Consider the following 22,946-nt stretch of genomic DNA (forward strand, 5'->3'; position numbering starts at 1 on the left):
TTAGCTAGGCGAGGTCGCTGGAGAGATCTCCCGCACAGCCGATACTTCAGTCACCCCGTCAACGAACCCTCAACGATACAAGGAACGCGCGATGCAGTTTCGTTCTATCCAGAATCGTATCCTGGTACTGGCCGGTGTCGCCATGACCACGGCCCTGGTCATCCTGATCCTGCTCAACCAGTATTCAGGCCGGCAGACCCAGCAGCTCACCATCGACTCCAGCCGCGCCGCCCTGCAACAGGAGGCGTGGCAGAAGGTGAGTGCCAACGCCCGTGCCGAGGCCGCCACCATCACCCAGCTGCTGCAAAAGGGGCTCTCCTACACCCAGCAGATGGCCAGCGTCTTCGCCCGCCAGCAGGAGGGCAAGCTGCCGCTGGATCGCCAGCAAGCCACCGATCTGCTCAAGGCCCAGCTTGCCCTGGAGCCTCAGCTCTATGGCGCCTTCGCGGGCTTCGAGCCCAACGGCTTCGACGGCCAGGACGAAAGCTTCGCGGGACAGGCAGCCCTTGGCAGCGACGACAAGGGGCGCTTCGTTCCCTACTTCTACCGCGACAAGGATCAGATCGGCAGCGATCTGCTGCTCTCCATCGAAAAGAGCGATCCGGACGAGTTCGGCAACCCGGCCAACGACTACTACGCCTGCCCGAAACGGGAGGGGCGCCCCTGCCTCATCGATCCCTTCAAGGTGGACATCAACGGCCAGCAGGTGCTGGTGAGCACCATCACCACCCCCATCCTGGTGGATGGCCGGTTCAAGGGCATCGCCGCGCTGGATCTGGCGGTGGACTCCATCAGCCGCCAGGCCCAGTCCCTCAACAGCAACATCTATGACGGCAAGGGGGAGACCCTGATCGTCAGCGCCGCCGGCGTCATCACCGGCACCAGCGGCGACGCCAGCCTGCTCGGCAGCCGCGCCGACAAGGTGCTCGGCAACGGCTGGCAGCAGTACCTCAAACCGGACGTGCAGCGCCAGGAGCTCACCGACGCGTTCCGTATCTCGGTGCCCATCGCGGTGCCCGGCATGGCCCGCAACTGGGCCATCATCGTCACCCTGCCCTACAAGGTGGTGCTGGCGGGAGCGGACGAGCTGGCACGCCAGCTCACCGACATGAACCGCGCCGCCATGACCCAGCAGCTCATCGGTGCCCTCATCGTACTGGCGCTGGCCCTTGGCACCATGCTGGTCATTGCCCGCAGCATCACGGGCCCCATCCGCCAGATGGTGAGCCTGGTGGATGACATCGCCGACGGCGACGGGGATCTCACCAAGCGTCTGGAGAGCCGCTCAAGGGACGAGCTGGGGGCCCTGGCCCGGGGCATCAACCGCTTCATCGACAAGCTGCAGGCCCTGCTCGGGGATGTGCAGAAGACCGCGAGCGAGGTCCATCGCCACGCCGGGGACACCGATCGCATCGCCGGCCAGACCGACAGCAACCTGCAGCATCACCAGGCGGAGATGGAGCAGATGCTGACCGCGGTGCAGGAGATGTCCTATGTCAGCCAGGAGGTGGCCACCCACGCCAACAACACCGCCGACTCCGCCAAGCAGGCCCAGGGCGCGGCGGACGAGGGCAAGGTACGCTTCCAGCGGGTGATCCACTCCATGCACAAGGTGGCTGCCGAGGCGGGCAAGGGCGCCGAGGTGGTGGAAGGGCTGGCTCACGACAGCGAGCAGATCACCAGCATCCTCACCGTCATCCAGGGGATCGCCGATCAGACCAACCTGCTGGCACTCAACGCCGCCATCGAGGCGGCCCGGGCCGGCGAGCAGGGGCGCGGTTTTGCGGTGGTGGCCGACGAGGTGCGCAAGCTGGCGGGCAACACCCAGCAGGCGGTGCAGAATACCCAGGAGCTGATCGACAAGATCCGCCACAGCTCCACCAACGCGGTCAACGCCATCCAGCAGAGCCAGCAGCTGACCCATCAGGCGGTGGGGGAAGCGGATCAGGCGGAGGCAGCCCTCGGCAGCATCTTCCAGGCCATCGCCACCATCAACGACATGACCTACCAAATCGCCTCCGCCGCCGAGGAGCAGAGCTCGGTTTCCGAGACCGTCTCCGGCAATCTGTCAAAAACCAGCGCACTGGCCAACGACATCGCCAGGGACGCCACCAGCACGGCCAACGCCAGTCAGGCCTTGCGTCAGACGGCGGAACGTTTGCAGCAATTGTTGGGTCAGTTTCGTCTCAGCTGATAATTTTCATGCTCCGGACTCTCCCCCTCGGGGGCGAGTCCGTTTACCATAGGCGGCATATTTGCCTGATGGCAGGCAATGTAGTGAGAGGTAAATGCCGTGCCCACCCCGGACCGTCGCCCACGTGGCCATAACAGACGAGCCCAGCAGCGTCGCCAAGACGAATCACAAGGAACCCTGCTCCAACGTATCAACGCGGCTACCCTGCCCCTGCGCCAGCGTCTCGGCCAGGGCATGAGTGGCCTGGGTCAGCGCAACAAGGAGCCGAAGGCGGCCTCGTTCAAGCTGGCAAGCCCCCTGCCCCGCAAACACACCATAGGGTTGCTGGTGCTGATCCCGCTCTGGCTGCTGGTGCTGGCCTGGGAGCCCGCCCCCGCCGCCCCGACCACGGCGCCATCAGGCTCTCTGGCTGTGCCCCTGGCCGTGCCGGCCCAGGCCCTGACCGTCGGCAACGCCGGTGAGCCCCAGGCCGCCAAGCCCGTCGAGGAAAAAGTGGATGGCACCTGGTTGCAGCACGACGTGCAGGCCGGTGAAACCCTCTACTCCATCTTCCGCAAGTTCGAGTTGCCGGGGGCCGAGCTCAGCCGGCTCATCGCCATCGAAGGGCCGGACAGGCCGCTGACCCGGCTGCAGTCGGGCAAGTCGGTGTTCATCCTGGTGGACACCAGCCGCCGCATCCAGCGGGTCGAGGTCCGCTCTCTCGGTCAGGTCAGCTACCGCTACGACCGCCAGGGGGAAGGGTTCGCCCTCAAGGAATAGGGGGCTCGACCACCCCCCCCTTATGCAGACGGGAGGCCATGGCCTCCCGTTTTTTTTGATGTGAAGCATGAAACAAGCTGCTGACTTCACAATACTTTTAGCTCGCTCAAAAAATGAAAAGTGCCAAATTGACAAGGGATCGGGCTCCAGTACAATCGGTCAGGCTTTAGACAGGGATTGTGCTACATGCTACTGGGACAAAGAGACGTGGTCAGTCATGCTTCAACCCCTGACTTCCAGGCAAATGCTGCCCAACCAGGCTTAGTTTCATTTTGTTATAGATAGGACTTACCACATGTCTGACATTCGCACCGGCCAAGTAAAATGGTTCAACGAAACCAAGGGTTTTGGCTTCATCGAGCAATCCCAGGGACCGGACGTTTTCGTTCACTTCTCCTCCATCCAGAGCGCCGGTTTCAAGACCCTGGCTGAAGGTCAAAAAGTCCAGTTCACTGTGACCCAGGGCAAAAAAGGCCCTCAGGCCGAGAACGTCACCGTTATCTGAGCCAGCGCCAGTGAACCCGTAGGAGGAGCCATCGCCCCTCCTATTTTTTTGCCCGCGATTTCCCCTCCCCGATCGGCAGAGCTCTTGCCGGGCTTGCCATCCCCACCTGCAATCCGTTTATGGCCGCCACCAGCCGCTATAAATCAAAATGATGAGTTTTGGTTAAATGCCCCGGTTTTAACTTACACCGAGCCACTGTCTGTCATTCAGGCCCTGCCAAGCCTGTTAGCCGACCGCAAAGGGTTGTGCCCGATCTCCGGGAGGCTATTAGCAAGCAATACATCTTGGTCTTATGACTTGGGATGTGCGGGGAAGAGAGAAATCAGGCAAACGCCGGATACGACAAATCATCGCGGCGCGATGTGATGGGCAATTCAAAGGGATTATGAGGACGTCGAAGAGAGATTGGAGCGGGAAACGAGACTCGAACTCGCGACCCCAGCCTTGGCAAGCGCGGATCATGCTCTACCAACAGGACGCGGCAGTGATGGTACTGAGAAACTGGATTCGTGTACTTGGGGGAGAGATTGAATTCGAAGGGTTCGAAGAGAGATTGGAGCGGGAAACGAGACTCGAACTCGCGACCCCGACCTTGGCAAGGTCGTGCTCTACCAACTGAGCTATTCCCGCAACAGGATGTCATCTGCAAGTGATTGGAGCGGGAAACGAGACTCGAACTCGCGACCCCGACCTTGGCAAGGTCGTGCTCTACCAACTGAGCTATTCCCGCAACGGAATGTCACTTACACATATCTACCGGACACTGTTTGGAGCGGGAAACGAGACTCGAACTCGCGACCCCGACCTTGGCAAGGTCGTGCTCTACCAACTGAGCTATTCCCGCAACAGAATGTCATCTGCAAGTGATTGGAGCGGGAAACGAGACTCGAACTCGCGACCCCGACCTTGGCAAGGTCGTGCTCTACCAACTGAGCTATTCCCGCATCGGAATATCACTTACATATTTTTGGAGCCAGCAACGAGAATCGCGCTCGCTACCCCGACCTTGGCAAGCACTCAACATGCTCTACCAACGCGGTGACTCCGGCACTGCATATTGGAGCGGGAAACGAGACTCGAACTCGCGACCCCGACCTTGGCAAGGTCGTGCTCTACCAACTGAGCTATTCCCGCAACATGGATTGTCTTGAGGCTGTGCTGATGATTGGAGCGGGAAACGAGTCATGCACTAGAGCGCTAAGTCTCTGTTTCCCAATCACTTTCTCCACTGTGGTGATCAGCGAAGAACTCAATTATAGCCTTGTTTTTCGCCCTCGGCAACAAAGTTCATCCAACCACTTCCACCAGCGTCCAAGGATGATCCATCCACCCGTCGTTACGCCTGATGCGTCCAGCTGCTGAGCGGGTTCGCTATCGAACTCCAACTTGCGACGATCATGACTTGCGCTCGCTCCGCAGGCAGCGCGGGGTGGTGTCGCGTGGACTACCTGGCACCTGGACGGCTGTAGGACACAACCGCCGGCATCGGAACACCGCAAGTCCTCATCTTTACATCGCTGCGGCTAACTTCGCCGGAGCGCAACGCGGCGCCAGTGTAGTGGCAGCCAGCCTCAACGAAGGCGTGCAGCAATCCGGTTCATCTGCTCGATCTCCGCGCGCTGGCCATCGGAAATCGCTTGGCATAGGTTGACGAGTTCCGGATCTGAGAGCTGCGCCTCGCGGCACATGAGGATCGCTCCCGAATGGTGCGGGACCATAGACGCGATGAACTGTCGATCGCCGATTCCGGTTTGAGCACGGGTAGCGGCAAAAGAACCGAGTGTGAGAACGGCAAACAAGCCGTACAGCACGAGATTGAGCCGCCGGTTTGGAAACATGCCGGGCATTGTCGCTAGCATGAAGATGCCCATTGGCGCCCACATAGTGACCGCCATGTAGAGCATGTTGAGATTGTTTCTGAAGTCCCTGGCGCCGTCGATCATGCTGAACATTACGAAGTACATGACGACGAGGCCCAACACCATGTTCACCCAGAACTTGGCGTATGGTCGGCCGTGCTTACCCATCTGACCGGATGTGTGATGTTGATGTTCATGGGAATGTTCAGCCATCTCCGTCTCCTATGTGCTGGGGCAACCTGGCAGGGTCACTGGTACTGCGGCAGATACTTTGTCGATATATCAGCATGTGGAGCGATGCATCACTAACCGCTGATTTCCAGTCCCCAACTGGACGTAGGGGCGTCGAACGCTTCAACTCGCTGGTCTTGAACCGTCTGGATATCAGACCATACCAAATCGGTCTTGATGGGCTTTGCGCCACCTATGACGCTGGTACCGTGAGCGCCAATATCGAGCTTGCGTCCTCATCGCTCGATGGGCCGGCAACTGATCGATTCTTGCATATCAAGCAAGACAAGGCCACCTGCGGCGGACGCCAATGGCCTCCTCCGCCTTCGCTTAGGGCATCGCCTCAAGCGTCCGTCGCAGGCCATAACGACACAACAGCCCTTGGGCAAGAAAGGAGCCGGTGATGTAGCGCACCCGAAAGGAGACGAAGACATGCACAAGGACATTTCAACATCAAAGGTGTTCTATCGTCCCATCGAGGCGGCCATCCGATGGGCTGGGTTGCTGCGGTATCTCCCGATGATCCTGGCCACGATCGCGTCACCGCGTGTCCTGCCTCGGTCGCTGAACTGCCCTCGATGGAATGAGTGCCGGCTGCACTCGGAACGTATCTATGACGGCATCCTCAACGGAGAGCTGCCCTACGGCAAGAACGGGATCACGCTCAATGATCCGAACCTGCTCAATTCTCTGGATCTGACTGTTCGCCATGTCGATCTAAAACGCTGGATGCGCACCCACTATCCCGAGCACCGGCCAGGATTTCTGTTCAGCCGTGGCGAACGCATGGCGCATCCTTTCATCACCATGGAAACAGGACAGGCGATCCTCGTGGAGCGGCTGGCCCTTCAGGCCGCGCTTGAACAAGCCCGACGTGAGATGCGAGAACTGCAGGAGCAGCACGACACGCTACTCAAGCAATCCTCGGTGCTGTTGGCATCCAAGCAATGCGAGATCAGCGAACGGGCGGAAACGACCTATCTCAACATCATTGGAGGGATGTTGACGCTGATGCTGAGCCAGTCGCCTTCAGGCGTGCCCTATTCCAGCTTCAAAACGCAGGAGGCCCTTGTCTCTGCATTGGTCGCCCACTACGGCGGCACCATGGGCATCACTGAGCGCACCTTAAACGGAAAGTTCGCCAACGCTAAGAGGTACGTTCGTAGCGCAAGCGCATGAGGTTATCCAGCTTGTATGTGCAATCGCGGAGATTGCATTTGCAATGTCTTTCCGCAGCCAGGTCTATTGAATAGAGGTCACGCCAACAAACGCCACCGAGCGTTCAGGAGTGACCGCCATGTCGCAGACCCCTGTACTCCCGCCGAACGAGCGCCGCATCCTGCGGCTCGATGAAGTCGAAGCGAAGTCCGGCTTCAAACGCGCCCACATCTACAACCTGATGAAGAAGCGCCAGTTCCCTCAGGCGCTGCGCCTGGGCGTGCGCGCTGTCGGCTGGGATTCGATCGAAATCGACCAGTGGATCGCCGAGCGCCTCAACCACCGGACCTGACCCGCTCTCCCGCGGACTTCCCATTCCCAGCCGGAGAGCGCCATGCAGGTCGTGTCCATCATTTCAACGAAGGGCGGCGTCGGCAAGACCACGACGGCCGCCAACCTGGGCGGGCTCGCCGCGGACGCGGGCCTGCGCGTGCTGCTGCTCGATCTCGACGTGCAGCCCACCTTGTCCTCCTACTACGAACTGACCCAGCGCGCGCCGGGCGGCATCTATGAGCTGTTGGCCTTCAACGAGCGCGACCTTGGCCAGCTCGTGTCCCGCACGATCATCGCGGGCCTGGACCTGGTGCTGTCCGACGACCACCGGGGCGAGCTGAACACGTTGTTGCTGCATGCGCCGGATGGCCGCCTGCGGTTGCGGCATCTGCTGCCAGCACTTGCTCCCCTCTACGACCTGGTGCTGATCGACACCCAGGGCGCGCGTTCCGTGCTGCTGGAGATGGCGGTGCTCGCCTCCGATCTCGCGCTGTCGCCCGTCACGCCGGAGATCCTCGCGGCACGCGAGCTGCGGCGCGGCACCATGCAGTTGCTCGAAGACATTGCGCCGTACCGGCACCTGGGCATCGAACCGCCGCCGCTGCACTTGCTCATCAACCGCGTCCACCCGGTGTCCGCCAACGCACGGCTGATCCAGCAGGCCTTGCGCGACCTGTTCCAGGACAGCGCCGGCATCCGCGTGCTCGCCACCGACGTGCCGGCCATAGAAGCGTATCCACGTGCCGCAACGCGCGGCCTGCCGGTGCATCGGGTCGAGCACCGCCAGCCGCCCGGCAGAGTCGCCCCTGCCGCGCTCGACACGATGCGCGCGCTCGCCAGCGAGTTGTTCCCGCAATGGCAGGACCGACTGGCTCAAGTATCCGGCCGCCCGCAGCGACCTCTTGATCCTGGGAGGCCCCATGGCGAACGCACATGAGCTGGCCCGCGGCCACAAGCGGCTGCGCGCCCTGATCGAGTTCGCGGTCGGTGAGGGCTGGCACGTCAAGCGCACGCCGGGCGGGCACCTCAAGTTCACCAAGGCCGGCTGCGCGGCGATCTACACGAGTTCGACAGCGAGTGACCACCGGGCCGAATTGAACGCCCGTGCGCAGATCCGCCGCGCCGAGCGAGAGGCCCGCATGGCGCCGGCCGGCGGTCGTGGGGACTGCGAGGGGTGCGGCCATGGCTGACATGACCTCGCAGGACATGGCAGGCAAGCTGCTCGCGGCCGGCTTCGAGCGCAGCGGCCCAGCGGCTACGGCCTTGAGCGACCCGATCGCGGACACGCCCATGGTCGTGACGCTGGACCAGTTGCGGCCCTACGACCATGACCCGCGCATGAAGCGCAACCCGGCTTACGAGGAAATCAAGGCATCCATCCGCGAGCGCGGCCTGGACGCGGCGCCGGCCATCACGCGCAGGCCCGGCGAGGACCACTACATCATCCGCAACGGCGGCAACACGCGACTGGCGATCCTGCGCGAACTCTGGTCGGAGACCAAGGAAGAACGCTTCTTCCGCATATCGTGCCTGTTCCGACCATGGCCGGAGCGCGGTGAAATCGTCGCGCTGACCGGGCATCTTGCCGAGAACGAACTGCGCGGCGGCCTCACGTTCATCGAGCGCGCGCTCGGCGTCGAGAAAGCACGGGAGTTCTACGAGCAGGAGAGCGGCGCCGCCCTGAGCCAGTCGGAACTGGCCCGCCGCCTGGCGGCCGATGGCTTCCCCGTCCAGCGGTCGCACATCACCCGCATGGCCGACGCGGTGCGCTACCTGCTGCCCGCCATTCCCACTGTGCTCTATGGCGGCCTGGGGCGCCACCAGGTCGAGCGGCTGTCGGTCATGCGCACGGCCTGCAAACGCACCTGGGAGCACTACGCCAAGGACCGTTCGCTGCCGCTGGACTTCGACAGTTTCTTTCAGGAGGTGCTGGCGCAGTTCGACACGCAGGGCGACGAGTTCGCGCCGCAGCGCGTGCAAGACGAGCTGATCGGCCAGATGTCCGAGCTGCTGGGCATCGGCTACGACGTGCTGGCGCTGGACCTGACCGAATCGGAAAGCCGCCACCGGGCGCTGGTCAGTGACCCGACGCCACCTGCGGCGCAGCCGGCGTTGCCTTCGCCCACCGCCGGCACGCCGACTCCGCCGGGCGCAGCATCGTCCATCGCCACGCCTGCAGCGGCGGCCGGTCCTCCACCCGCCAGCCCTCCGGCGTCCGAGCCCACCTTGCGCCACGACGACACGGCGGTTGGCGAAGCGGCCACGGGAAGCCAGCCGGCCGCACCGGGCGATCTGCTTCGCGAGCACATCGTCTCGCCAGCACCGACGACAGAACGGCTCCAATCGATCCAGCGCATGGTCGCCGACCAGTTGGGCGATGCGCTGCCGCCCGACTTCTCGGCGAGCGTGCTGCAGTCCATCCCGGTGCAAGCCGGCGGACTCTATCCGATCTCCGACGTCTGGTACATCGACGCCGGCCTGGACACGCCCGATCGGCTGCGCATCCACATCGCGCAGTTCGCGCGCGAGATCGCCGGGGAGGCAGGCCTGGACGAGTGCATCGAGGATCGCGCCGATGGCATCGGGTTTGCGTGCCGCGCCCGCGGCCAAGCCCCGTCGCCGCTCGGCCGCGCGGTGCTGACGCTGCTCACTTCCCTGACGGGTCAGCCCGTCGCCGAAGCGGGCCTGGACGGCGCGCAGCTCGCCGCCGACCTGCCGACCCTGTTGCACGGCCAGAGCCAAGGCCATGGCAGCGGCGCAAGGCGCTTGAGCGACACGGCGTTGGTCAAGCTCTTTCGGCTGCTGCGCCTCGCCCGGCGTCTGCTGGACCTGGAAGCCGGCACCACGGCGCCCGGGACGTGAGCGAGGGAGGCCGCATGTCCACATCGCATCCGCTCAACCAGGCCGTGATTGCCCAGGCGCTGTATGACCTTCGCAACGGCCAACTGCGCCGCTGCAAGGCCATGGGCTTCGGCGAGGCCGAGCTGGATGCGCTCAAGCACCCCGCGCTGATCAGCGTGCTGGCCAACGCCAGCGTCTCGTGGTGCTCGGTCACGGTCAACCGCGAAGTGCTGCAGCGCCTGCTCAACCAGGCACAGGACGTGGAGAAGGAAATCGCCACGGTCGATCGCATGCTGCGGCTGGGGGCCAGCACGGAGATGGTCAGCCGCTTCTATGGCCTGACCCATCAGGAAGTCGCCCTGCGGCGGGAGATCCTCGGCCTGCCCAAGCGCAAGGGGCGCCACCCCGTCCTGGACGAGACCCAGGACACCGAACTGTGGCGGCAATGGAAAGCCGTGACCAGCAGCAGGAACGTCGATCTGGAGGACGAGACCTCGATTCTCGATGCGGCCATGGACCTGGCCGAGGGCATGTCGCTGCCGCTCTCGGTGGTCTGGGCCGCGATCAGGAACTGGGTCGATCAGGGATTGGGCTAGGCCATGGCCGTGGACGACACCGCCCCACGAGCCCAGCGCCCTGGCCCCATCGCACTCGCCGACCTGTTCGACGCTGCGCTGAAGGACCTCGCGCCCAAGTCCAGCTCTGGCGCTCCCGCGTCCCTGCCTGCTCCAACGCCCACGCCTCCTACGTCCGGCGACGCCTTCCTGTTCAGTGGCAATCGGCACGAGAGCGTGCCGCGGCGGCTGTTCCTCGACCGCCGCCTGACACCGCTGGAGCGCAACGCCTGGCAGGTGTTCCGATTGATGCTCAACGACGATGGCGTCACGGCATTTCCCACCTATGAGCAGTTGCGCCCCTGGCTGGCGTCGATGCCCTGCGCAGGCCAGGCCTCCCATGAGACCGTGGCGCGGGCGCTGACGCTGCTGCGCCTGACGCGCTGGCTGAGCCTCGTGCGACGACGGCGCGACCCCAAGACCGGTCGCATCCTCGGCAACCTCTACGTCCTGCACGACGAACCGCTGACGCCGTTCGAGGCGATGCAACTCGACGCCGACTACCTGGCCCTGGTCAGCCAGTCGCTGGGGCATTCGGCCAAGGCCGTCCAGGTGGTGGGACTCAACACCCTCCAGGAGATCGCGGACGACCCGATGCTGTCCGGACGCACCTTGCCGTCGCGGCTGCAAGTGCTCGCCGAGCGCCTGGCCGACCAGGGCATCACCGCCTCCGAAAGTTATCCACAGGAGGATGCGGTCCACGATTCCGAAGAAGGGCCCGCGAGCCTTCTTCGGAATGGCGATCGCCCATCTTCGGAATCCGAAGCAGGGCCGAAACCCGCGCCAGACGGCGCTCTTCGGAATTCGAAGCAGGACCGTACAGTACGTAGTAGTCGTATTGATGAAGTACGTACTACCGCGCAGGCGCGTGCGCTGGGCGACCTGCAATGGCCCAAGCGCTTCGCGGAACTGAAGGCGGAACAGCAGGCCGGAGCCAAGATGGCGTTGCAGCAGGTGGACGCTGCCCTGCGGCAGGCCGTGCTGGACGAATGGGCCGCACGGTGCGGCAAGCATGGCATCCGCAACCCCGCCGGTTATCTGTTCGGCATCATCCAGCGCGCCATGCGCGGCGAGTTCAATGCCTGGGCCAAGCAGACCGGCCCGGCACCGCCAACACCATCGGCGGCGCGAGCGCCACCAACCGAGCCGCCGCGCAACGTCGTGCCGCCCGAGGTGGCCCGGCAGCACATCGAGCGCCTGCGCGATCTGCTGCGCAAATCCTGAGCACAGGGCTTGTCAAAGCCGTGAAGTAGATCTCCATGGCGGTCGGCAGAAACGGTCCCCTGGGGACGGCTGTGCGGTGAAGCGCCGGGCGACGGCGCGACATGCTGCGCAAAACCTGAGTAGAGCGCATGCAAGACCATGAAGCAGACCTCCATGGCGCTCAACGGAACGGTCCCCTGGGGACGGCTGCGCGGCGAAGGATCGTGTCGAACGGCAGCGCGACGTGCGGTGCAGCACGCATACCGTCAACAACCGAGGACGGGAACGCCGATGTGAGTGCCCATCTGCGGAGCGGTCCCCAGGGGACCGTTGCGCGCTGCGCCGCCAGCGCGCACAGAACCGGGGGTCGGCTCATTTCGGTTTGTTGACTGACTGCCTTCCGCTGCATGCGGATGCTGGCGGCTCCCTGTCCACCAGCGAGCGATCACCATGGCAACCAGCAACGAACCATTGCAACTCAACCTCGGCTCCCTGCGCAGCGCGATGTCGCTGACGCTGCACACCCACCACGCCTCGCGCATCTGGCATGGCCGCGCCGCCGCCGAGGGGCGACCGGGCATCGTCGGCCTGAACGGCTACATCGCCGTCATGAACAAGATGAAGCGCGGCTCGGAGCAGGACGATCCATACAGCGACTGGTGGATGCTTCGCATCGAAGACAAGCTCGACCAGACCAGGACCACGCTGCAGACGCTGCGCGACCAGGTGGACCAGGCCCTGGCCGGCGTGCCCGCCGCGTTGACCCTGGGCGAGAACCTCAACGTGCAGCCCGTCAAGCTTCCGCTGTTCGTCAATGCGCAGTTGGGCTTTGCCGCCGTCTATCTCCTGGCCGACTACGACGACATCGCGCGCAAGCTGATCCTCGCCCACCACACCGCGCTGATCGATCGCTCGACGTTGGAGCGCTGGCTCAACGAAGGTGCCCACGCGCTGCGCAGCCTGTTCAGCCTGGCCCAGCAATACCGCTACTCGGGCTGCACCCGCGACGACTTCGCGGCCAAGAACGCCGCAGCTCGGGCAGCATTGGAGAAGTTCGGCGAACTGCCGCAGGACGTGCTCGAAGGCATGCGCCGCTCGAAGTTTGCGCCGCCCGTCGTGCGCCGTGGTCTGCAACAGCGTGGTGATAGCGCTGCCGCAGCCGCATCTCCCACCGACGAAGGCGCTGCCGCCGATTCGGCCGAGGCCAAGTCCACAGCCGCCGGCGAGGACGAACCGGCATGAGCGACCCGAACCGCGAACCGCGCTACTTCCGTCGTCTGGAACAGCCAGCCTTCATGCGGCTGGAACACGCGGCCTCTCTAAAAGGCCTTTTAAAGCCTTTTAAAGGTAAAGGGGACTTCGAGGCCTGGGCCAGCCAGTGCTTCGCCATGCGCGACGAGTTGATTGCCCTGGCGCAGCGACAGGTGCTGCCACAGGCGTGCGGGCATCCCTTCCACCTGCTTCCCGTCGAGCTGGCCCAGCAGACCACTGGCGCAGGCACGACCTTTCTTCGCTGGCGCAAGCACGATCGATCGGCCATGGGCGTGGCGTTGTGGCAGGAGCTGATGGCGAGCCCCAGCACGCCGGTCAACCTGCTGCACGACCTGCACGAGATCGAACTGCAGCGCGTCATGCTGAACATGCAGATCAGCCTGCTGCACACCCTGGGCAGGCAAGCACAGGAATGCGCCAGCAAGGCCGCGCAGGCGGACAACACCTACCTGCGCCGGCTCGCGTCCGTTCCTGCCGCAGTGCGCGATCGGTGATTGCGCCTGCCATCCGAGCACGCGCCCGAGCCCAACGAGGCACGGGTATTTCAACCACCACGGAGATTCCAACATGAGCACACAATTCATCGGCGAGGGCAACATCGGATCGCCTCCCGAGTACCGCGAATTCCCCAATGGCAACGACGATCCTCGCCGGTTGCTCCGGCTGAACGTGTACTTCGACAACCCCGTCCCCACCAAGGGCGGCGAGTTCGAGGACCGCGGCGGCTTCTGGGCGCCGGTGGAACTCTGGCACCACGACGCCGACCGCTGGCAGCAGCTCTACCAGAAGGGCATGCGGGTGCTGGTCGTCGGCCGCATGGAGCGCGACCCCTGGACGGACAACGAAGATCAGCCGCGTGAGACTTGGCAGGTCAACGCGCGCAGTGTCGGCATCCTGCCGTACCGCATCGAGTCTGTGGCCCTCAGCCCGAAGCCACAGGAGGCAGAGCCGAAGCCCCAGGCCACCCAGGAATCGACGGCGCCGAAAGAGACCAAGCGCAGGAAGTGATCGGGCATGGAGGGCGGCTGCCGCAGTGCTTCGCCGCCCTCCATGCGCTGCGAATTATCCCCAGGGGATAGCTCCACCAACGTCCACCGAGTTCCACGCGCGCTCCCGGAAATCGCGGCTCTCGGCCCGCACACTTCCGGCCACGCACCTTCCCCGCACTCGCCATTTCATCGGCGTGAAAGCGGTCGCTGCCGCATGCGGCTTGTTTGCTGCTGCCAGGGGCTGCGCTCGGCATCCTCGATCCCAGCAACTCCATGAACAACAGGAATCGGGATGGACGGATATGCGGCTGTTCTTGTGCGAGAAGCCCTCCCAGGGCAAAGACATTGGCCGGATTCTCGGCGCCACGCAGCGCGGTGAAGGCTGCCTCAACGGTTCCGGCGTCACGGTCACCTGGTGCATCGGCCATCTCGTGGAGGCGGCGCCGCCCGAGGCCTACGACGAGCAGCTCAAACGATGGTCCGTTGAGCAGTTGCCCATCATTCCCCAGCACTGGCGGGTCGAGGTCAAACCGAAGACCGCCACGCAATTCAAGGTCGTCAAGGCGCTCTTGGCGAAGGCGACTCACCTGGTTATCGCCACCGATGCCGACCGCGAGGGCGAATTGATCGCCCGCGAGATCGTGGAGCTTTGCGGCTACCGCGGCCCCATCGAACGCCTGTGGCTGTCGGCGCTCAACGATGCGTCCATTCGGGCGGCACTGGGCAAGCTGCGGCCTTCGGCCGAGACGCTTTCGATGTACCACTCGGCGCTGGCGCGCTCCCGTGCGGATTGGCTCGTGGGCATGAACCTGAGCCGGCTGTTCACGGTGCTGGGGCGACAGGCGGGTTACGACGGCGTGCTGTCGGTCGGCCGCGTACAGACCCCGACGCTCAAGCTCGTTGTGGACCGCGACCGCGAGATCGCGCGCTTCGTGTCCGTACCATACTGGGCCATCGCCGTGTCCCTGTTCGCAGGCGGTTCGACTTTCGCCGCGCAATGGGTTCCACCCGATGCGTGCACCGACGACGCAGGCCGCTGCCTGCGGCAGCCGGTCGCACAGCAGACCATGCAGCAGATCCGCGCTGCGGGCAGTGCCCACGTCGTGTCGGTGGAGACTGAGCGTGTCCGCGAAGGCCCGCCGCTGCCGTTCGACCTGGGCACCTTGCAGGAAGTGTGTTCCAAGCAGCTTGGGCTGGACGTGCAGGAAACCTTGGAGATTGCCCAAGCCCTGTACGAGACGCACAAGGCCACGACGTACCCCCGCTCGGACTCCGGCTACCTGCCCGAGAGCATGTTTGCCGAAGTGCCCACCGTTCTCGACAGCCTGCTCAAGACCGATCCCTCGCTGCGCTCGATCATGGGCCAGCTCGACCGCTCGCAGCGCTCGCGCGCCTGGAACGATGGCAAGGTCACGGCGCACCACGGCATCATCCCGACGCTCGAACCGGCGAAGCTCTCCGCCATGAGCGAGAAGGAACTGGCCGTGTACAGGCTCATCCGGTCGCATTACCTGGCGCAGTTCCTCCCTCACCACGAGTTCGACCGCACTGTGGCCAAGTTTTCGTGCGGGGGGCAGAACCTGGCGGCCACGGGCAAGCAGGTTGTCATCCCGGGTTGGCGCCAGGTGCTCGCCGAGCCGCAGGCCGAAGACGGTGATGGCGAGGGCGATACTGCGGTCCGCGCCCAGGTGCTGCCCGCGCTGCCGAAACTGTATGAGGGCCTGGCATGCCAGGTGGCCGACGTCGATCTCAAGGCACTCAAGACGCTGCCGCCCAAACCGTACACGCAAGGCGAGTTGGTCAAGTCCATGAAAGGCGTCGCCAAGCTGGTGTCCGATCCCCGCCTGAAGCAGAAGCTCAAGGATACGGTTGGCATCGGCACCGAAGCGACGCGGGCCAACATCATCGGCGGCCTGATCGCTCGCGGCTACCTCGTGAAGAAGGGGCGCGCCATCCGCGCCTCGGATGCGGCTTTCACTTTGATCGATGCCGTGCCTGCGGCGATTGCCGACCCTGGCACCACCGCCGTCTGGGAACAGGCGCTCGACATGATCGAGGCCGGACAGCTCACCCTGGACGTGTTCATCGGCAAGCAGGCCGCGTGGATTTCGCAGTTGATTGCGCAGTACGGCAGCGCCTCCCTGTCCATCAAGGTTCCCCAAGGGCCGGCATGCCCGCAGTGCGGCGCACCCACGCGCCAGCGCAGCGGCAAGAGCGGCCCGTTCTGGTCGTGCAGCCGCTACCCGGACTGCAAAGGCACGCTGCCAGTCGAATCCGGCAGCTCCAAGCGCGGCGCCTCGCGCCCGCGCCGTAGCGGCCGCAAAGGCTCCTGACCGCCCCCGTTCCCCGTGAGCCGTGCCCGCCTTCGGCGGCGTGGCCCCTGTCCCGCACTCCGCCGCATGCCCTGCGGGACGCCCAGCGCGCAACGCCTTCTTGATCCGTGTGCGCGTCCCGCCCAGCCGTCCCCGGCCGCGGGACCTGAAGGTAGCTTCTCTGCGAGCCGCACCACGCGCGTTCTGTTGATCTGCGTTTCTTCCGCCCTCTGCGAAGGGTCTCCCGGTGGCTTGCCAGGCTGCACGAGCCACCGGGAGACCCTTCGTGGTCAGCGGTAATCGGTGCCGGTGCCCGCCGGTGCAAAAACGGGCTCCCTTTGTGCGCGGATGTGCGCCAGACGATGCCGGCCCCAGCCACGACATGGGCCGGGTGTGATTGCTTGATGAGCAGACGGTTCTAGCGACGACCGGGCCTGCCAATCAGCCCACGGGTGGTTCCTCTTTTCTCCCGAGCCGAAGGCCGTTGGGCCTTCGGCGCCATTCTCCTGCCCATCAACGTCCCGGCCCGGCCATTGGCCTGGGCCACACGAACAGGAGAGACGACATGCACCCTCAACCTTGCGCACCGCTGCTGTACGGCAGACGGAGGTCGAGAACGGCATGCCCGCCTATCGCGCGGCCATCGCCAATGGTACGCTCGGCTGCAGCCGAGGCCGTAGCCCAAAGGCTGGACTACCTCTTTTGCAGAGGTAAACCTCGGGATGAACTGGGCGAAAACATGCCTTATGTGCCCGCCTTACGGCGAGCTGTTTCCGATGCTTCGCGCAGGATTTCCCGCCCCCCATTCGCTGCGATTGCGGCCACGATGACGCCCAGCACCAGATCCGGGATGTTCGACCCGAACCCCATCACCAGCACCCCGGACAGCACAATCGCACCATTGACGATGGAGTCGTTGCTGGTAAAGATCGCTGACGCCTTGAAGTTCACATCTTCCCCGCGATGGCGGCGCAGTAGTCTGAGGCACACTAGGTTCAAAGCCGCGTTCAGCGCGGCCATGGCCATCATGGCTGGGCCGACAGGCTCTTCCCCTCCAGCGAAGCGGCGTAGGACTTCCAACAGCAGCAGCGCGGCCAGGCCGATTAGCAAGAAACCCGACAAGCGGGCCGCGCCCACCTTGACCGTTGCCGCACGACCGACGGCATACAGGCTAACCGCATAGACCGACGCATCGGCGAGGTTGTCCAACCCGGCGCCCATCAGCGCCGTAGAGCCAGCCCAGATGCCAAGGGCAATGCCGGCGGCGGACTGCGTCAGGTTGATCAGCAACACAGTCAGAAGAATCTTTCGGTCCTTCGCATCGCTCGCATCTAGGCGGCCCAACTCGTCGTTTTCGTGATTTCTGTGGTTTTCAGCCATGCATTGTTCCTTCCAAATCGATGGATGCTGAAGCCTGTAGCGGCTGGAGAGTCAAGGCGCAGATGCAACGAACTTGCCACAGGGTCTTCCCGGACGCCCTTGACTCTACCGTAGCTAGAAGGTTTTCCAATCCAGTCAGAGCTTTAGGACAGAACAGATGAGCACCAATGCGCCCCCTTCATTGCGACTGTCATCCGGTATGGCTGCTATCCACTGATCCGTGGCGCCACTGCGGTTGTGCTCTTCGGCGAGCTCGCGACCGGCCGGCCGTCTTTTCCGACGGAGCTACTCACAGTGATCGTCGCGCTCGCTTGTGCCGCCTTGCTAGAGGGCGGGCGGCCTTTCCACTCCCCGTTGAGCCAGTAGCGGCGTTCCAAGCTGTGGTTGGCCGTCGGCGCATGGCTCGGCTTCTTGGTCGTGCATCTGGCCTTCCAGCACTCCAATCTGGGATACCGGGTCGGGCCGTTGGGATTGTTGATCGGGGTGGCTGAAGCCCATCGCTGGCATCACAAGCGTGAGCACGAAGACGCCCAAGTCAACTACGGCGATTTCTGGATGCCCGGGGGCCACTTGTTCAGCGCTTTCCGGTCGCAAAAGCACACGCTGGGCGCCAAAGAGTGACACTCAAGAAAGATGGACTTTCCAATGGACTACGGCCCGCAGCTTGTCTATCCCTTCCGGAGCCGGCCAGCAGCGGCAAACGCTTGCGCTGCTGGCTATACGATCTTGCCCACGTCGCATTCTTGCGCGAGTCGGGCCTTGCGGCTTCTTGCGAAGCGATCGCGAGTTGCGTGGCGTGCCCATGAGTCGGGCCGCGTCGTGGCGCACTGCTACCTTGGCCTGCACCTGCACCTGCGCAGCCACGCCGCGATGCTCGGTCTGGCCTGGAGAACCCGTAAGGTGGCGGAGATTGCGGCGCGCAGGTCGTCCGGCTCGCGCTGGCTCCTGTGGGCCACGCCCTCGGTCGCACGCCGTCTCAAAACGTCAGAACCGCGCGCTTTCGCATGATGGAGCGCGGCACGTGGCTCTCAGAACTGGACCCGATCACTTCCAGCACCGATGACACGCTCGAGCTTCAGGCGGGCTCGGCCAAGCTGTTGAGAATGCCGCACTCGCGCGAGGTTCGGGCGCTATCGCAGGAGCGTCGCAGATCCATTAACTCGCGCTCCAAGGCGCGCAATTCCTTCATCTTGGTCCGCACTTGCGCGATATGAGCGTCGACCAGCGCGTTCACCTCGCCGCAGCCCAACTCTGGCCGATCCCGTAAGTTCAGCAGTTGACGGATCTCATCCAGCGTCATGTCCTTCGCCCGGCAGCGGCGGATGAACAGCAAGCGCTGCAAATGGACTTCGTCATAGAGCCTGAAGTTGCCCTCGCTACGTGCAGGCTCGGGCAGCAAGCCTTCTGACTCGTAAAAGCGCACGGTCTGCACCAAGCAATCTGCCTTCTTGCCCAGTTCACCGATCCGCATCATGGTTGCTTCCTATAAAAAACTTGACTCTATATCTACTAGAGGTTTTCTAATGATGGCATCCGGGGAAAACCTTGTCAATGAAGAGCGATCTATGAACAAAGAACCTTCCAGCCCATGCGCCTGCTCCGGCGGCAATGGCCAACAGACGGCGTGCGCCAGTGAGCAGGCCAGCACTGAAACCACCGTTTTCCACGTGAGCAACATGGATTGCCGCAATGAGGAAGCACTGGTGCGGCGAACGCTGGAGGGCATGCCCGGTGTCGAGCGGCTCCTGTTCGATCTTCCGCAGCGTTTGTTGACCATTTCGCACCGCGAAGTCTCGGCCGATGCCTTGGAGCAAGCGCTGAATTCGGTGGGCATGAAGGCTCAGGCTGTCCGAGACGCCGCCGTGTCGACCACCTACCGCATCGAGAACATGGACTGCCCGAGCGAGGAGAAACTCATCCGCTCGCACCTCGGGGCAGTCGAGGGAATTCAGGACCTCGACTTCGACCTCGCTGAGCGCACCCTGTCGGTGAAACACCTCGCTCAGGCACGCGCGCAGATGGAGCAGGTCCTGGCCTCGATCGGCATGCGCGCCAAGGAGCAGACCTTCGGCCACACGGGGCCGATCGAAGCCGCGGCTGTGATCCCATCCTCGGCCCTGCAGCAGCAACCAACCGCTGCCGTTTCCGCGCCGCCGATCGGCGAGCGGGTGACGTACCGGATCGAGAACATGGATTGCCCGACGGAAGAAGCGCTGATCCGCGACCGGCTGGGCAAGCTGCCGGGTGTGACCGCGCTCGACTTCAATCTGATGCAGCGTGTGCTGGGAGTCCAGCACACGCTGGCGACCTCAGCGCCGATCGAGAAGGCGCTTGCTTCCATTGGAATGCAGGCTGCGCGGCAGGACATGCAGACAGCCACCACGGTACTTCGCATCGCGAAGATGGACTGTCCGACCGAGGAAAGTCTGATCCGCGGCAAGCTGCAAGGCATGCCGGGCGTGCAGGGAATGGATTTCAACCTGATGCAGCGCACGCTCACGGTTCGGCACACACCCGACGCGATCAAGCCGGCAGTCGAAGCCATCGAATCGCTGGGCATGGAAGCCGAGGTCCAGAGGACTGATGAGCCGCGCGATGCCCCGGTGGCCGCGCACAAGACCAATTGGTGGCCGATGGCGGTTTCGGGCGTTGCGGCGGTGGCCGCCGAAGGCGTGTACTGGGTCAACGACGGCAATCATTGGGCCGTGATCGTGCTGGCACTGGTTTCGATCTTCACCGGCGGCCTCAGCACCTACAAGAAGGGCTGGATCGCGCTGAAGAACCTCAACCTGAACATGAACGCCCTGATGGCCATCGCGGTCACCGGCGGCATGGCGATCGGCCACTGGCCGGAGGCCGCCATGGTCATGTTCCTGTTCGCGTTGGCGGAAGTGATCGAGGCGAAGTCGCTGGACCGCGCCCGCAACGCCATTCGGGGGCTGATGGACTTGGCGCCCGAGACCGCGACCGTGCGGCAGGCCGATGGCTCATGGACAGAGCTGCCGGCCAAGGAGGTCGCAAAGGGCGCGGTGGTCCGCGTGCGTCCTGGCGAGCGCATCGCACTGGACGGCCTGATCACCTCGGGTCGATCGGCCATCAACCAGGCGCCCATCACCGGCGAGAGCCTGCCCGTCGAGAAGGCCGAAGGTGACCAGGTCTTCGCCGGAACCATCAATGAGACCGGCTCTTTCGAATACAAGGTGACCGCAGGCGCCAGCGACTCGACGCTCGCGCGCATCATCCATGCCGTGGAGTCCGCGCAGGGCAGCCGTGCGCCCACGCAGCGCTTCGTCGACCAGTTCGCCCGCGTCTACACGCCGGCGGTGTTCGCGGTGTCCGTGCTGGTTGCCGTCGTGCCGCCGCTCGCCTTCGGCGGCGCATGGTTTGACTGGGTCTACAAGGCCCTGGTACTGCTGGTGATCGCCTGCCCCTGCGCTCTGGTCATCTCCACGCCGGTCACCATCGTCAGCGGCTTGGCCGCTGCCGCCCGACGCGGCATCCTGATCAAGGGTGGCGTCTACCTGGAGGGCGGGCGCAAGCTCAAGGCGTTGGCCCTGGACAAGACCGGCACACTCACACATGGCAAGCCCGAGCAGACCGACTTCGTGCCGCTGATCGGCGAGGCGCAGGAAGTTGCCGCCTGGGCCGCAAGCCTCGCGGCACGCTCGGACCATCCTGTGTCTCAGGCCATCGCCCGCAAGGCGAACCGTGACGGCATCGCGCTGCACGAGGTCGACGACTTCGCGGCGCTGCCTGGCCGCGGCGTGCGCGGCCGCGTCGCCGGGCGCATGTTGCACATGGGCAACCACAGGCTCGCCCAGGAGCTGGGCCTGAGCGAAGCGACGCTCCAGGCTCGGCTGGAGACCCTGGAGCGCCAAGGCAAGACAGCGATCCTGCTGATGGACGATGCGACCGTGCTCGGCATTTTTGCAGTGGCCGACACCGTGAAGGAAACCAGCCGTGAGGCGGTGGCCGACCTGCAGGCGCTGGGTGTGCGCACGCTGATGCTGACGGGGGACAACCAGCACACGGCCGCGGCCATCGCTGCCCAGGTCGGAATCTCTGAAGCCCGTGGTGACCAACTGCCCGAAGACAAGCTCAAGACCATCGAAAGCCTGGTCGGCGGCGAGGGCCAGGTGGGCATGGTGGGCGACGGCATCAACGATTCGCCCGCGCTCGCCCGTGCCGACATCGGCTTCGCCATGGGCGCGGCCGGCACCGACACCGCGATCGAAACAGCCGACGTCGCCCTGATGGACGACGACCTGCGCAAGATCCCCGCCTTCATCCGGCTGTCGCGTAGCACTGCGGCGATCCTCACGCAGAACATCGTTCTGGCCCTTGGCATCAAGGCGGTGTTCCTTGCGTTGACGTTCACAGGGCATGCCACCATGTGGATGGCTGTGTTCGCTGACATGGGGGCAAGTCTTTTGGTTGTCGTCAATGGGCTGCGCCTCCTGAAGTTCAAGGCGGCATGAACAATGGATGAACCATCTCTTCGCAAGACGCAGTGGTACTCACTCGCGATCGTTATATTCGCCGGCGATCAGGCAGCTAAGAGCTACATTGACGCGACAACTCCCTTGGGTTGGTCGCACGAGGTGGCGTCATTCTTCAACCTAGTTCACGCTCTCAATCCCGGCGCGGCGTTCAGCTTCCTTGCTGGCGCGGGCGGCTGGCAGCGGTGGTTTTTTCTGGCGATCGCGTTCGCAATATCGGCATGGCTCGCATGGCTGCTCTCCCGGCCGCTGCGCAAAACGGAAGGCCTTTCGTACAGCCTCATTCTGGGCGGCGCATTGGGCAACGCGTTCGACCGCGCCACGCGCGGGCACGTTATCGACTACATCGACTTTCACCTGCACGGCTGGCACTGGCCCGCCTTCAACATCGCTGACATGACCATCGTGGGCGGGGCGATCGCGCTGGTGGCCCAGTCGTTCATGAGCGTGGAGAACCCGGCCGCCACAAAGGAGTCCCAGTGACATTGGGACGATCCGGAAATTCGCAATGCACACGGTGCAGGACACCAATCTGAAGAGAACGGCCCCCAGCATGAGCGGCCGCGGCTTGGCCCTCATGCTAGCGCCCACCGCCGCTTTTGCTGCAACGCCCTGTTGCGATGGCGGCGATTGCTGCAACGACGTCGCAATGCCTTGCTGTGAATAAACAGCACGCAAGCCAGTTGACCTGGCAATTATGAAAGTCCATCACGGCGATGCTGGCCTTTTTCGTTCCAATGAGCCGTCACGGAGAGGTGATGATGAAGCTATGCCGGGATCCTGCAAGCTTTAGGACG

Annotated in this window: 21 protein-coding genes and 5 tRNA genes; 18 read left to right on the top strand and 8 right to left on the bottom strand. The window is 64.0% G+C overall.

Features of this window, described 5'->3' with window-relative positions; all coding sequences use genetic code 11:
* The first annotated feature begins 91 nt into the window (after nt 1-91).
* The 3 genes from C2U30_RS09045 to C2U30_RS09055 all read left to right on the top strand — a co-directional run bounded on the left by C2U30_RS09045 (nt 92) and on the right by C2U30_RS09055 (nt 3,458).
* Entirely contained in the window at nt 92-2,194 is a 2,103-nt protein-coding gene (locus C2U30_RS09045; protein WP_103243648.1) for a methyl-accepting chemotaxis protein, read from the top strand.
* A gap of 99 nt (nt 2,195-2,293) precedes the next feature.
* On the top strand, nt 2,294-2,953 hold the full coding sequence (locus C2U30_RS09050) for a LysM-like peptidoglycan-binding domain-containing protein (protein WP_010675484.1): 660 nt from the start codon (nt 2,294-2,296) through the stop codon (nt 2,951-2,953).
* Between the two features lie 295 nt (nt 2,954-3,248).
* A complete protein-coding gene (locus C2U30_RS09055; RefSeq protein WP_005297820.1) occupies nt 3,249-3,458 on the top strand; it encodes a cold-shock protein in 210 nt (69 codons plus the stop codon).
* 554 nt (nt 3,459-4,012) lie between these two features.
* Here the strand turns inward: C2U30_RS09055 and C2U30_RS09060 are convergent.
* From C2U30_RS09060 to C2U30_RS09085, 6 genes are all read right to left on the bottom strand, one after another.
* Nucleotides 4,013-4,088: transfer RNA gene (locus C2U30_RS09060), tRNA-Gly, on the bottom strand.
* A gap of 24 nt (nt 4,089-4,112) precedes the next feature.
* Nucleotides 4,113-4,188: transfer RNA gene (locus C2U30_RS09065), tRNA-Gly, on the bottom strand.
* Nucleotides 4,189-4,226: 38 nt separating this feature from the next.
* A tRNA-Gly gene (locus C2U30_RS09070) sits at nt 4,227-4,302 on the bottom strand.
* A gap of 24 nt (nt 4,303-4,326) precedes the next feature.
* Nucleotides 4,327-4,402: transfer RNA gene (locus C2U30_RS09075), tRNA-Gly, on the bottom strand.
* A gap of 114 nt (nt 4,403-4,516) precedes the next feature.
* Nucleotides 4,517-4,592: transfer RNA gene (locus C2U30_RS09080), tRNA-Gly, on the bottom strand.
* Between the two features lie 437 nt (nt 4,593-5,029).
* Nucleotides 5,030-5,530 carry a DUF305 domain-containing protein gene (locus tag C2U30_RS09085; protein WP_003098996.1) on the bottom strand — a complete coding sequence of 167 codons (501 nt, stop codon included), beginning with the start codon at nt 5,528-5,530 and terminating at the stop codon, nt 5,030-5,032.
* Between the two features lie 450 nt (nt 5,531-5,980).
* Between C2U30_RS09085 and C2U30_RS09090 the strand changes: the two genes are divergently transcribed.
* The 11 genes from C2U30_RS09090 to C2U30_RS09140 all read left to right on the top strand — a co-directional run bounded on the left by C2U30_RS09090 (nt 5,981) and on the right by C2U30_RS09140 (nt 16,291).
* Entirely contained in the window at nt 5,981-6,727 is a 747-nt protein-coding gene (locus tag C2U30_RS09090) for a hypothetical protein (RefSeq protein ID WP_003098991.1), read from the top strand.
* A gap of 118 nt (nt 6,728-6,845) precedes the next feature.
* Nucleotides 6,846-7,058 carry an AlpA family transcriptional regulator gene (locus C2U30_RS09095; RefSeq protein ID WP_003090093.1) on the top strand — a complete coding sequence of 71 codons (213 nt, stop codon included), beginning with the start codon at nt 6,846-6,848 and terminating at the stop codon, nt 7,056-7,058.
* Nucleotides 7,059-7,100: 42 nt separating this feature from the next.
* The gene (locus C2U30_RS09100; protein WP_003098988.1) at nt 7,101-7,976 is read left to right on the top strand and encodes a ParA family protein; all 876 of its coding nucleotides are present in this window, start codon (nt 7,101-7,103) and stop codon (nt 7,974-7,976) included.
* Nucleotides 7,960-8,229 carry a hypothetical protein gene (locus C2U30_RS09105; protein WP_003050422.1) on the top strand — a complete coding sequence of 90 codons (270 nt, stop codon included), beginning with the start codon at nt 7,960-7,962 and terminating at the stop codon, nt 8,227-8,229. Before C2U30_RS09100 ends, C2U30_RS09105 begins: the two co-directional genes overlap by 17 nt.
* Nucleotides 8,222-9,901: a ParB family protein gene (locus C2U30_RS09110; protein ID WP_004350508.1), complete on the top strand. Its 1,680-nt coding sequence runs from the start codon at nt 8,222-8,224 to the stop codon at nt 9,899-9,901. The genes C2U30_RS09105 and C2U30_RS09110 overlap by 8 nt, the downstream gene beginning before the upstream one ends.
* 14 nt (nt 9,902-9,915) lie before the next feature.
* Nucleotides 9,916-10,476, top strand: a complete 561-nt coding sequence (locus C2U30_RS09115) for a DUF2857 domain-containing protein (protein ID WP_003090097.1) — start codon at nt 9,916-9,918, stop codon at nt 10,474-10,476.
* Nucleotides 10,477-10,479: 3 nt separating this feature from the next.
* On the top strand, nt 10,480-11,718 hold the full coding sequence (locus C2U30_RS09120; RefSeq protein ID WP_003116837.1) for an STY4528 family pathogenicity island replication protein: 1,239 nt from the start codon (nt 10,480-10,482) through the stop codon (nt 11,716-11,718).
* A gap of 429 nt (nt 11,719-12,147) precedes the next feature.
* Nucleotides 12,148-12,939, top strand: coding sequence for a PFL_4669 family integrating conjugative element protein (locus C2U30_RS09125; RefSeq protein ID WP_003098981.1), 792 nt, complete (start codon nt 12,148-12,150; stop codon nt 12,937-12,939).
* Complete coding sequence (locus C2U30_RS09130) at nt 12,936-13,463, top strand: DUF3158 family protein (protein WP_003098978.1); 528 nt, start codon at nt 12,936-12,938, stop codon at nt 13,461-13,463. The genes C2U30_RS09125 and C2U30_RS09130 overlap by 4 nt, the downstream gene beginning before the upstream one ends.
* A gap of 73 nt (nt 13,464-13,536) precedes the next feature.
* Nucleotides 13,537-13,977 carry a single-stranded DNA-binding protein gene (locus C2U30_RS09135; RefSeq protein WP_003098976.1) on the top strand — a complete coding sequence of 147 codons (441 nt, stop codon included), beginning with the start codon at nt 13,537-13,539 and terminating at the stop codon, nt 13,975-13,977.
* 283 nt (nt 13,978-14,260) lie between these two features.
* Entirely contained in the window at nt 14,261-16,291 is a 2,031-nt protein-coding gene (locus C2U30_RS09140; RefSeq protein ID WP_003116834.1) for a DNA topoisomerase III, read from the top strand.
* A gap of 723 nt (nt 16,292-17,014) precedes the next feature.
* Here C2U30_RS09140 and C2U30_RS09145 read toward each other — a convergent pair.
* On the bottom strand, nt 17,015-17,650 hold the full coding sequence (locus C2U30_RS09145) for a cation transporter (protein WP_003098972.1): 636 nt from the start codon (nt 17,648-17,650) through the stop codon (nt 17,015-17,017).
* Between the two features lie 384 nt (nt 17,651-18,034).
* Here C2U30_RS09145 and C2U30_RS22625 point away from each other — a divergent pair, with 384 nt between their 5' ends.
* Nucleotides 18,035-18,271 (top strand): hypothetical protein, encoded by a 237-nt coding sequence (locus tag C2U30_RS22625; protein ID WP_003098970.1) that lies wholly within the window; start codon nt 18,035-18,037, stop codon nt 18,269-18,271.
* Between the two features lie 24 nt (nt 18,272-18,295).
* Nucleotides 18,296-18,658, top strand: a complete 363-nt coding sequence (locus tag C2U30_RS23180; RefSeq protein ID WP_196588568.1) for a DUF3703 domain-containing protein — start codon at nt 18,296-18,298, stop codon at nt 18,656-18,658.
* Nucleotides 18,659-18,725: 67 nt separating this feature from the next.
* Here the strand turns inward: C2U30_RS23180 and cadR are convergent, their stop codons facing one another.
* The gene (gene cadR / locus C2U30_RS09155) at nt 18,726-19,124 is read right to left on the bottom strand and encodes a Cd(II)/Pb(II)-responsive transcriptional regulator (protein WP_003098965.1); all 399 of its coding nucleotides are present in this window, start codon (nt 19,122-19,124) and stop codon (nt 18,726-18,728) included.
* Nucleotides 19,125-19,215: 91 nt separating this feature from the next.
* On the opposite strand from cadR, the gene C2U30_RS09160 reads away from it, so the two are divergent.
* On the top strand, nt 19,216-22,128 hold the full coding sequence (locus tag C2U30_RS09160; RefSeq protein ID WP_003098961.1) for a heavy metal translocating P-type ATPase: 2,913 nt from the start codon (nt 19,216-19,218) through the stop codon (nt 22,126-22,128).
* A gap of 3 nt (nt 22,129-22,131) precedes the next feature.
* Nucleotides 22,132-22,632, top strand: coding sequence for a signal peptidase II (lspA, locus tag C2U30_RS09165; protein WP_034137618.1), 501 nt, complete (start codon nt 22,132-22,134; stop codon nt 22,630-22,632).
* The last annotated feature ends 314 nt before the right edge of the window (nt 22,633-22,946 follow it).

Source organism: Aeromonas sp. ASNIH5, from assembly GCF_002902865.1.
In the GTDB taxonomy this organism is placed as follows: Bacteria; Pseudomonadota; Gammaproteobacteria; order Enterobacterales; family Aeromonadaceae; genus Aeromonas; species Aeromonas caviae.

Coding starts and splice junctions, on each gene's coding strand:
- C2U30_RS09045 (WP_103243648.1), top strand. CDS start 92: ATGCAGTTTCGTTCTATCCAGAATCGTATCCTGGTACTGGCCGGTGTC.
- lspA (WP_034137618.1), top strand. CDS start 22,132: ATGGATGAACCATCTCTTCGCAAGACGCAGTGGTACTCACTCGCGATC.
- C2U30_RS09105 (WP_003050422.1), top strand. CDS start 7,960: ATGGCGAACGCACATGAGCTGGCCCGCGGCCACAAGCGGCTGCGCGCC.
- C2U30_RS09130 (WP_003098978.1), top strand. CDS start 12,936: ATGAGCGACCCGAACCGCGAACCGCGCTACTTCCGTCGTCTGGAACAG.
- C2U30_RS09115 (WP_003090097.1), top strand. CDS start 9,916: ATGTCCACATCGCATCCGCTCAACCAGGCCGTGATTGCCCAGGCGCTG.
- C2U30_RS09055 (WP_005297820.1), top strand. CDS start 3,249: ATGTCTGACATTCGCACCGGCCAAGTAAAATGGTTCAACGAAACCAAG.
- C2U30_RS23180 (WP_196588568.1), top strand. CDS start 18,296: ATGGACTACGGCCCGCAGCTTGTCTATCCCTTCCGGAGCCGGCCAGCA.
- C2U30_RS09135 (WP_003098976.1), top strand. CDS start 13,537: ATGAGCACACAATTCATCGGCGAGGGCAACATCGGATCGCCTCCCGAG.
- C2U30_RS09090 (WP_003098991.1), top strand. CDS start 5,981: ATGCACAAGGACATTTCAACATCAAAGGTGTTCTATCGTCCCATCGAG.
- C2U30_RS09110 (WP_004350508.1), top strand. CDS start 8,222: ATGGCTGACATGACCTCGCAGGACATGGCAGGCAAGCTGCTCGCGGCC.
- C2U30_RS09095 (WP_003090093.1), top strand. CDS start 6,846: ATGTCGCAGACCCCTGTACTCCCGCCGAACGAGCGCCGCATCCTGCGG.
- C2U30_RS09120 (WP_003116837.1), top strand. CDS start 10,480: ATGGCCGTGGACGACACCGCCCCACGAGCCCAGCGCCCTGGCCCCATC.
- C2U30_RS09145 (WP_003098972.1), bottom strand. CDS start 17,650: ATGGCTGAAAACCACAGAAATCACGAAAACGACGAGTTGGGCCGCCTA.
- C2U30_RS09100 (WP_003098988.1), top strand. CDS start 7,101: ATGCAGGTCGTGTCCATCATTTCAACGAAGGGCGGCGTCGGCAAGACC.
- C2U30_RS09160 (WP_003098961.1), top strand. CDS start 19,216: ATGAACAAAGAACCTTCCAGCCCATGCGCCTGCTCCGGCGGCAATGGC.
- C2U30_RS09085 (WP_003098996.1), bottom strand. CDS start 5,530: ATGGCTGAACATTCCCATGAACATCAACATCACACATCCGGTCAGATG.
- C2U30_RS09125 (WP_003098981.1), top strand. CDS start 12,148: ATGGCAACCAGCAACGAACCATTGCAACTCAACCTCGGCTCCCTGCGC.
- C2U30_RS09140 (WP_003116834.1), top strand. CDS start 14,261: ATGCGGCTGTTCTTGTGCGAGAAGCCCTCCCAGGGCAAAGACATTGGC.
- cadR (WP_003098965.1), bottom strand. CDS start 19,124: ATGATGCGGATCGGTGAACTGGGCAAGAAGGCAGATTGCTTGGTGCAG.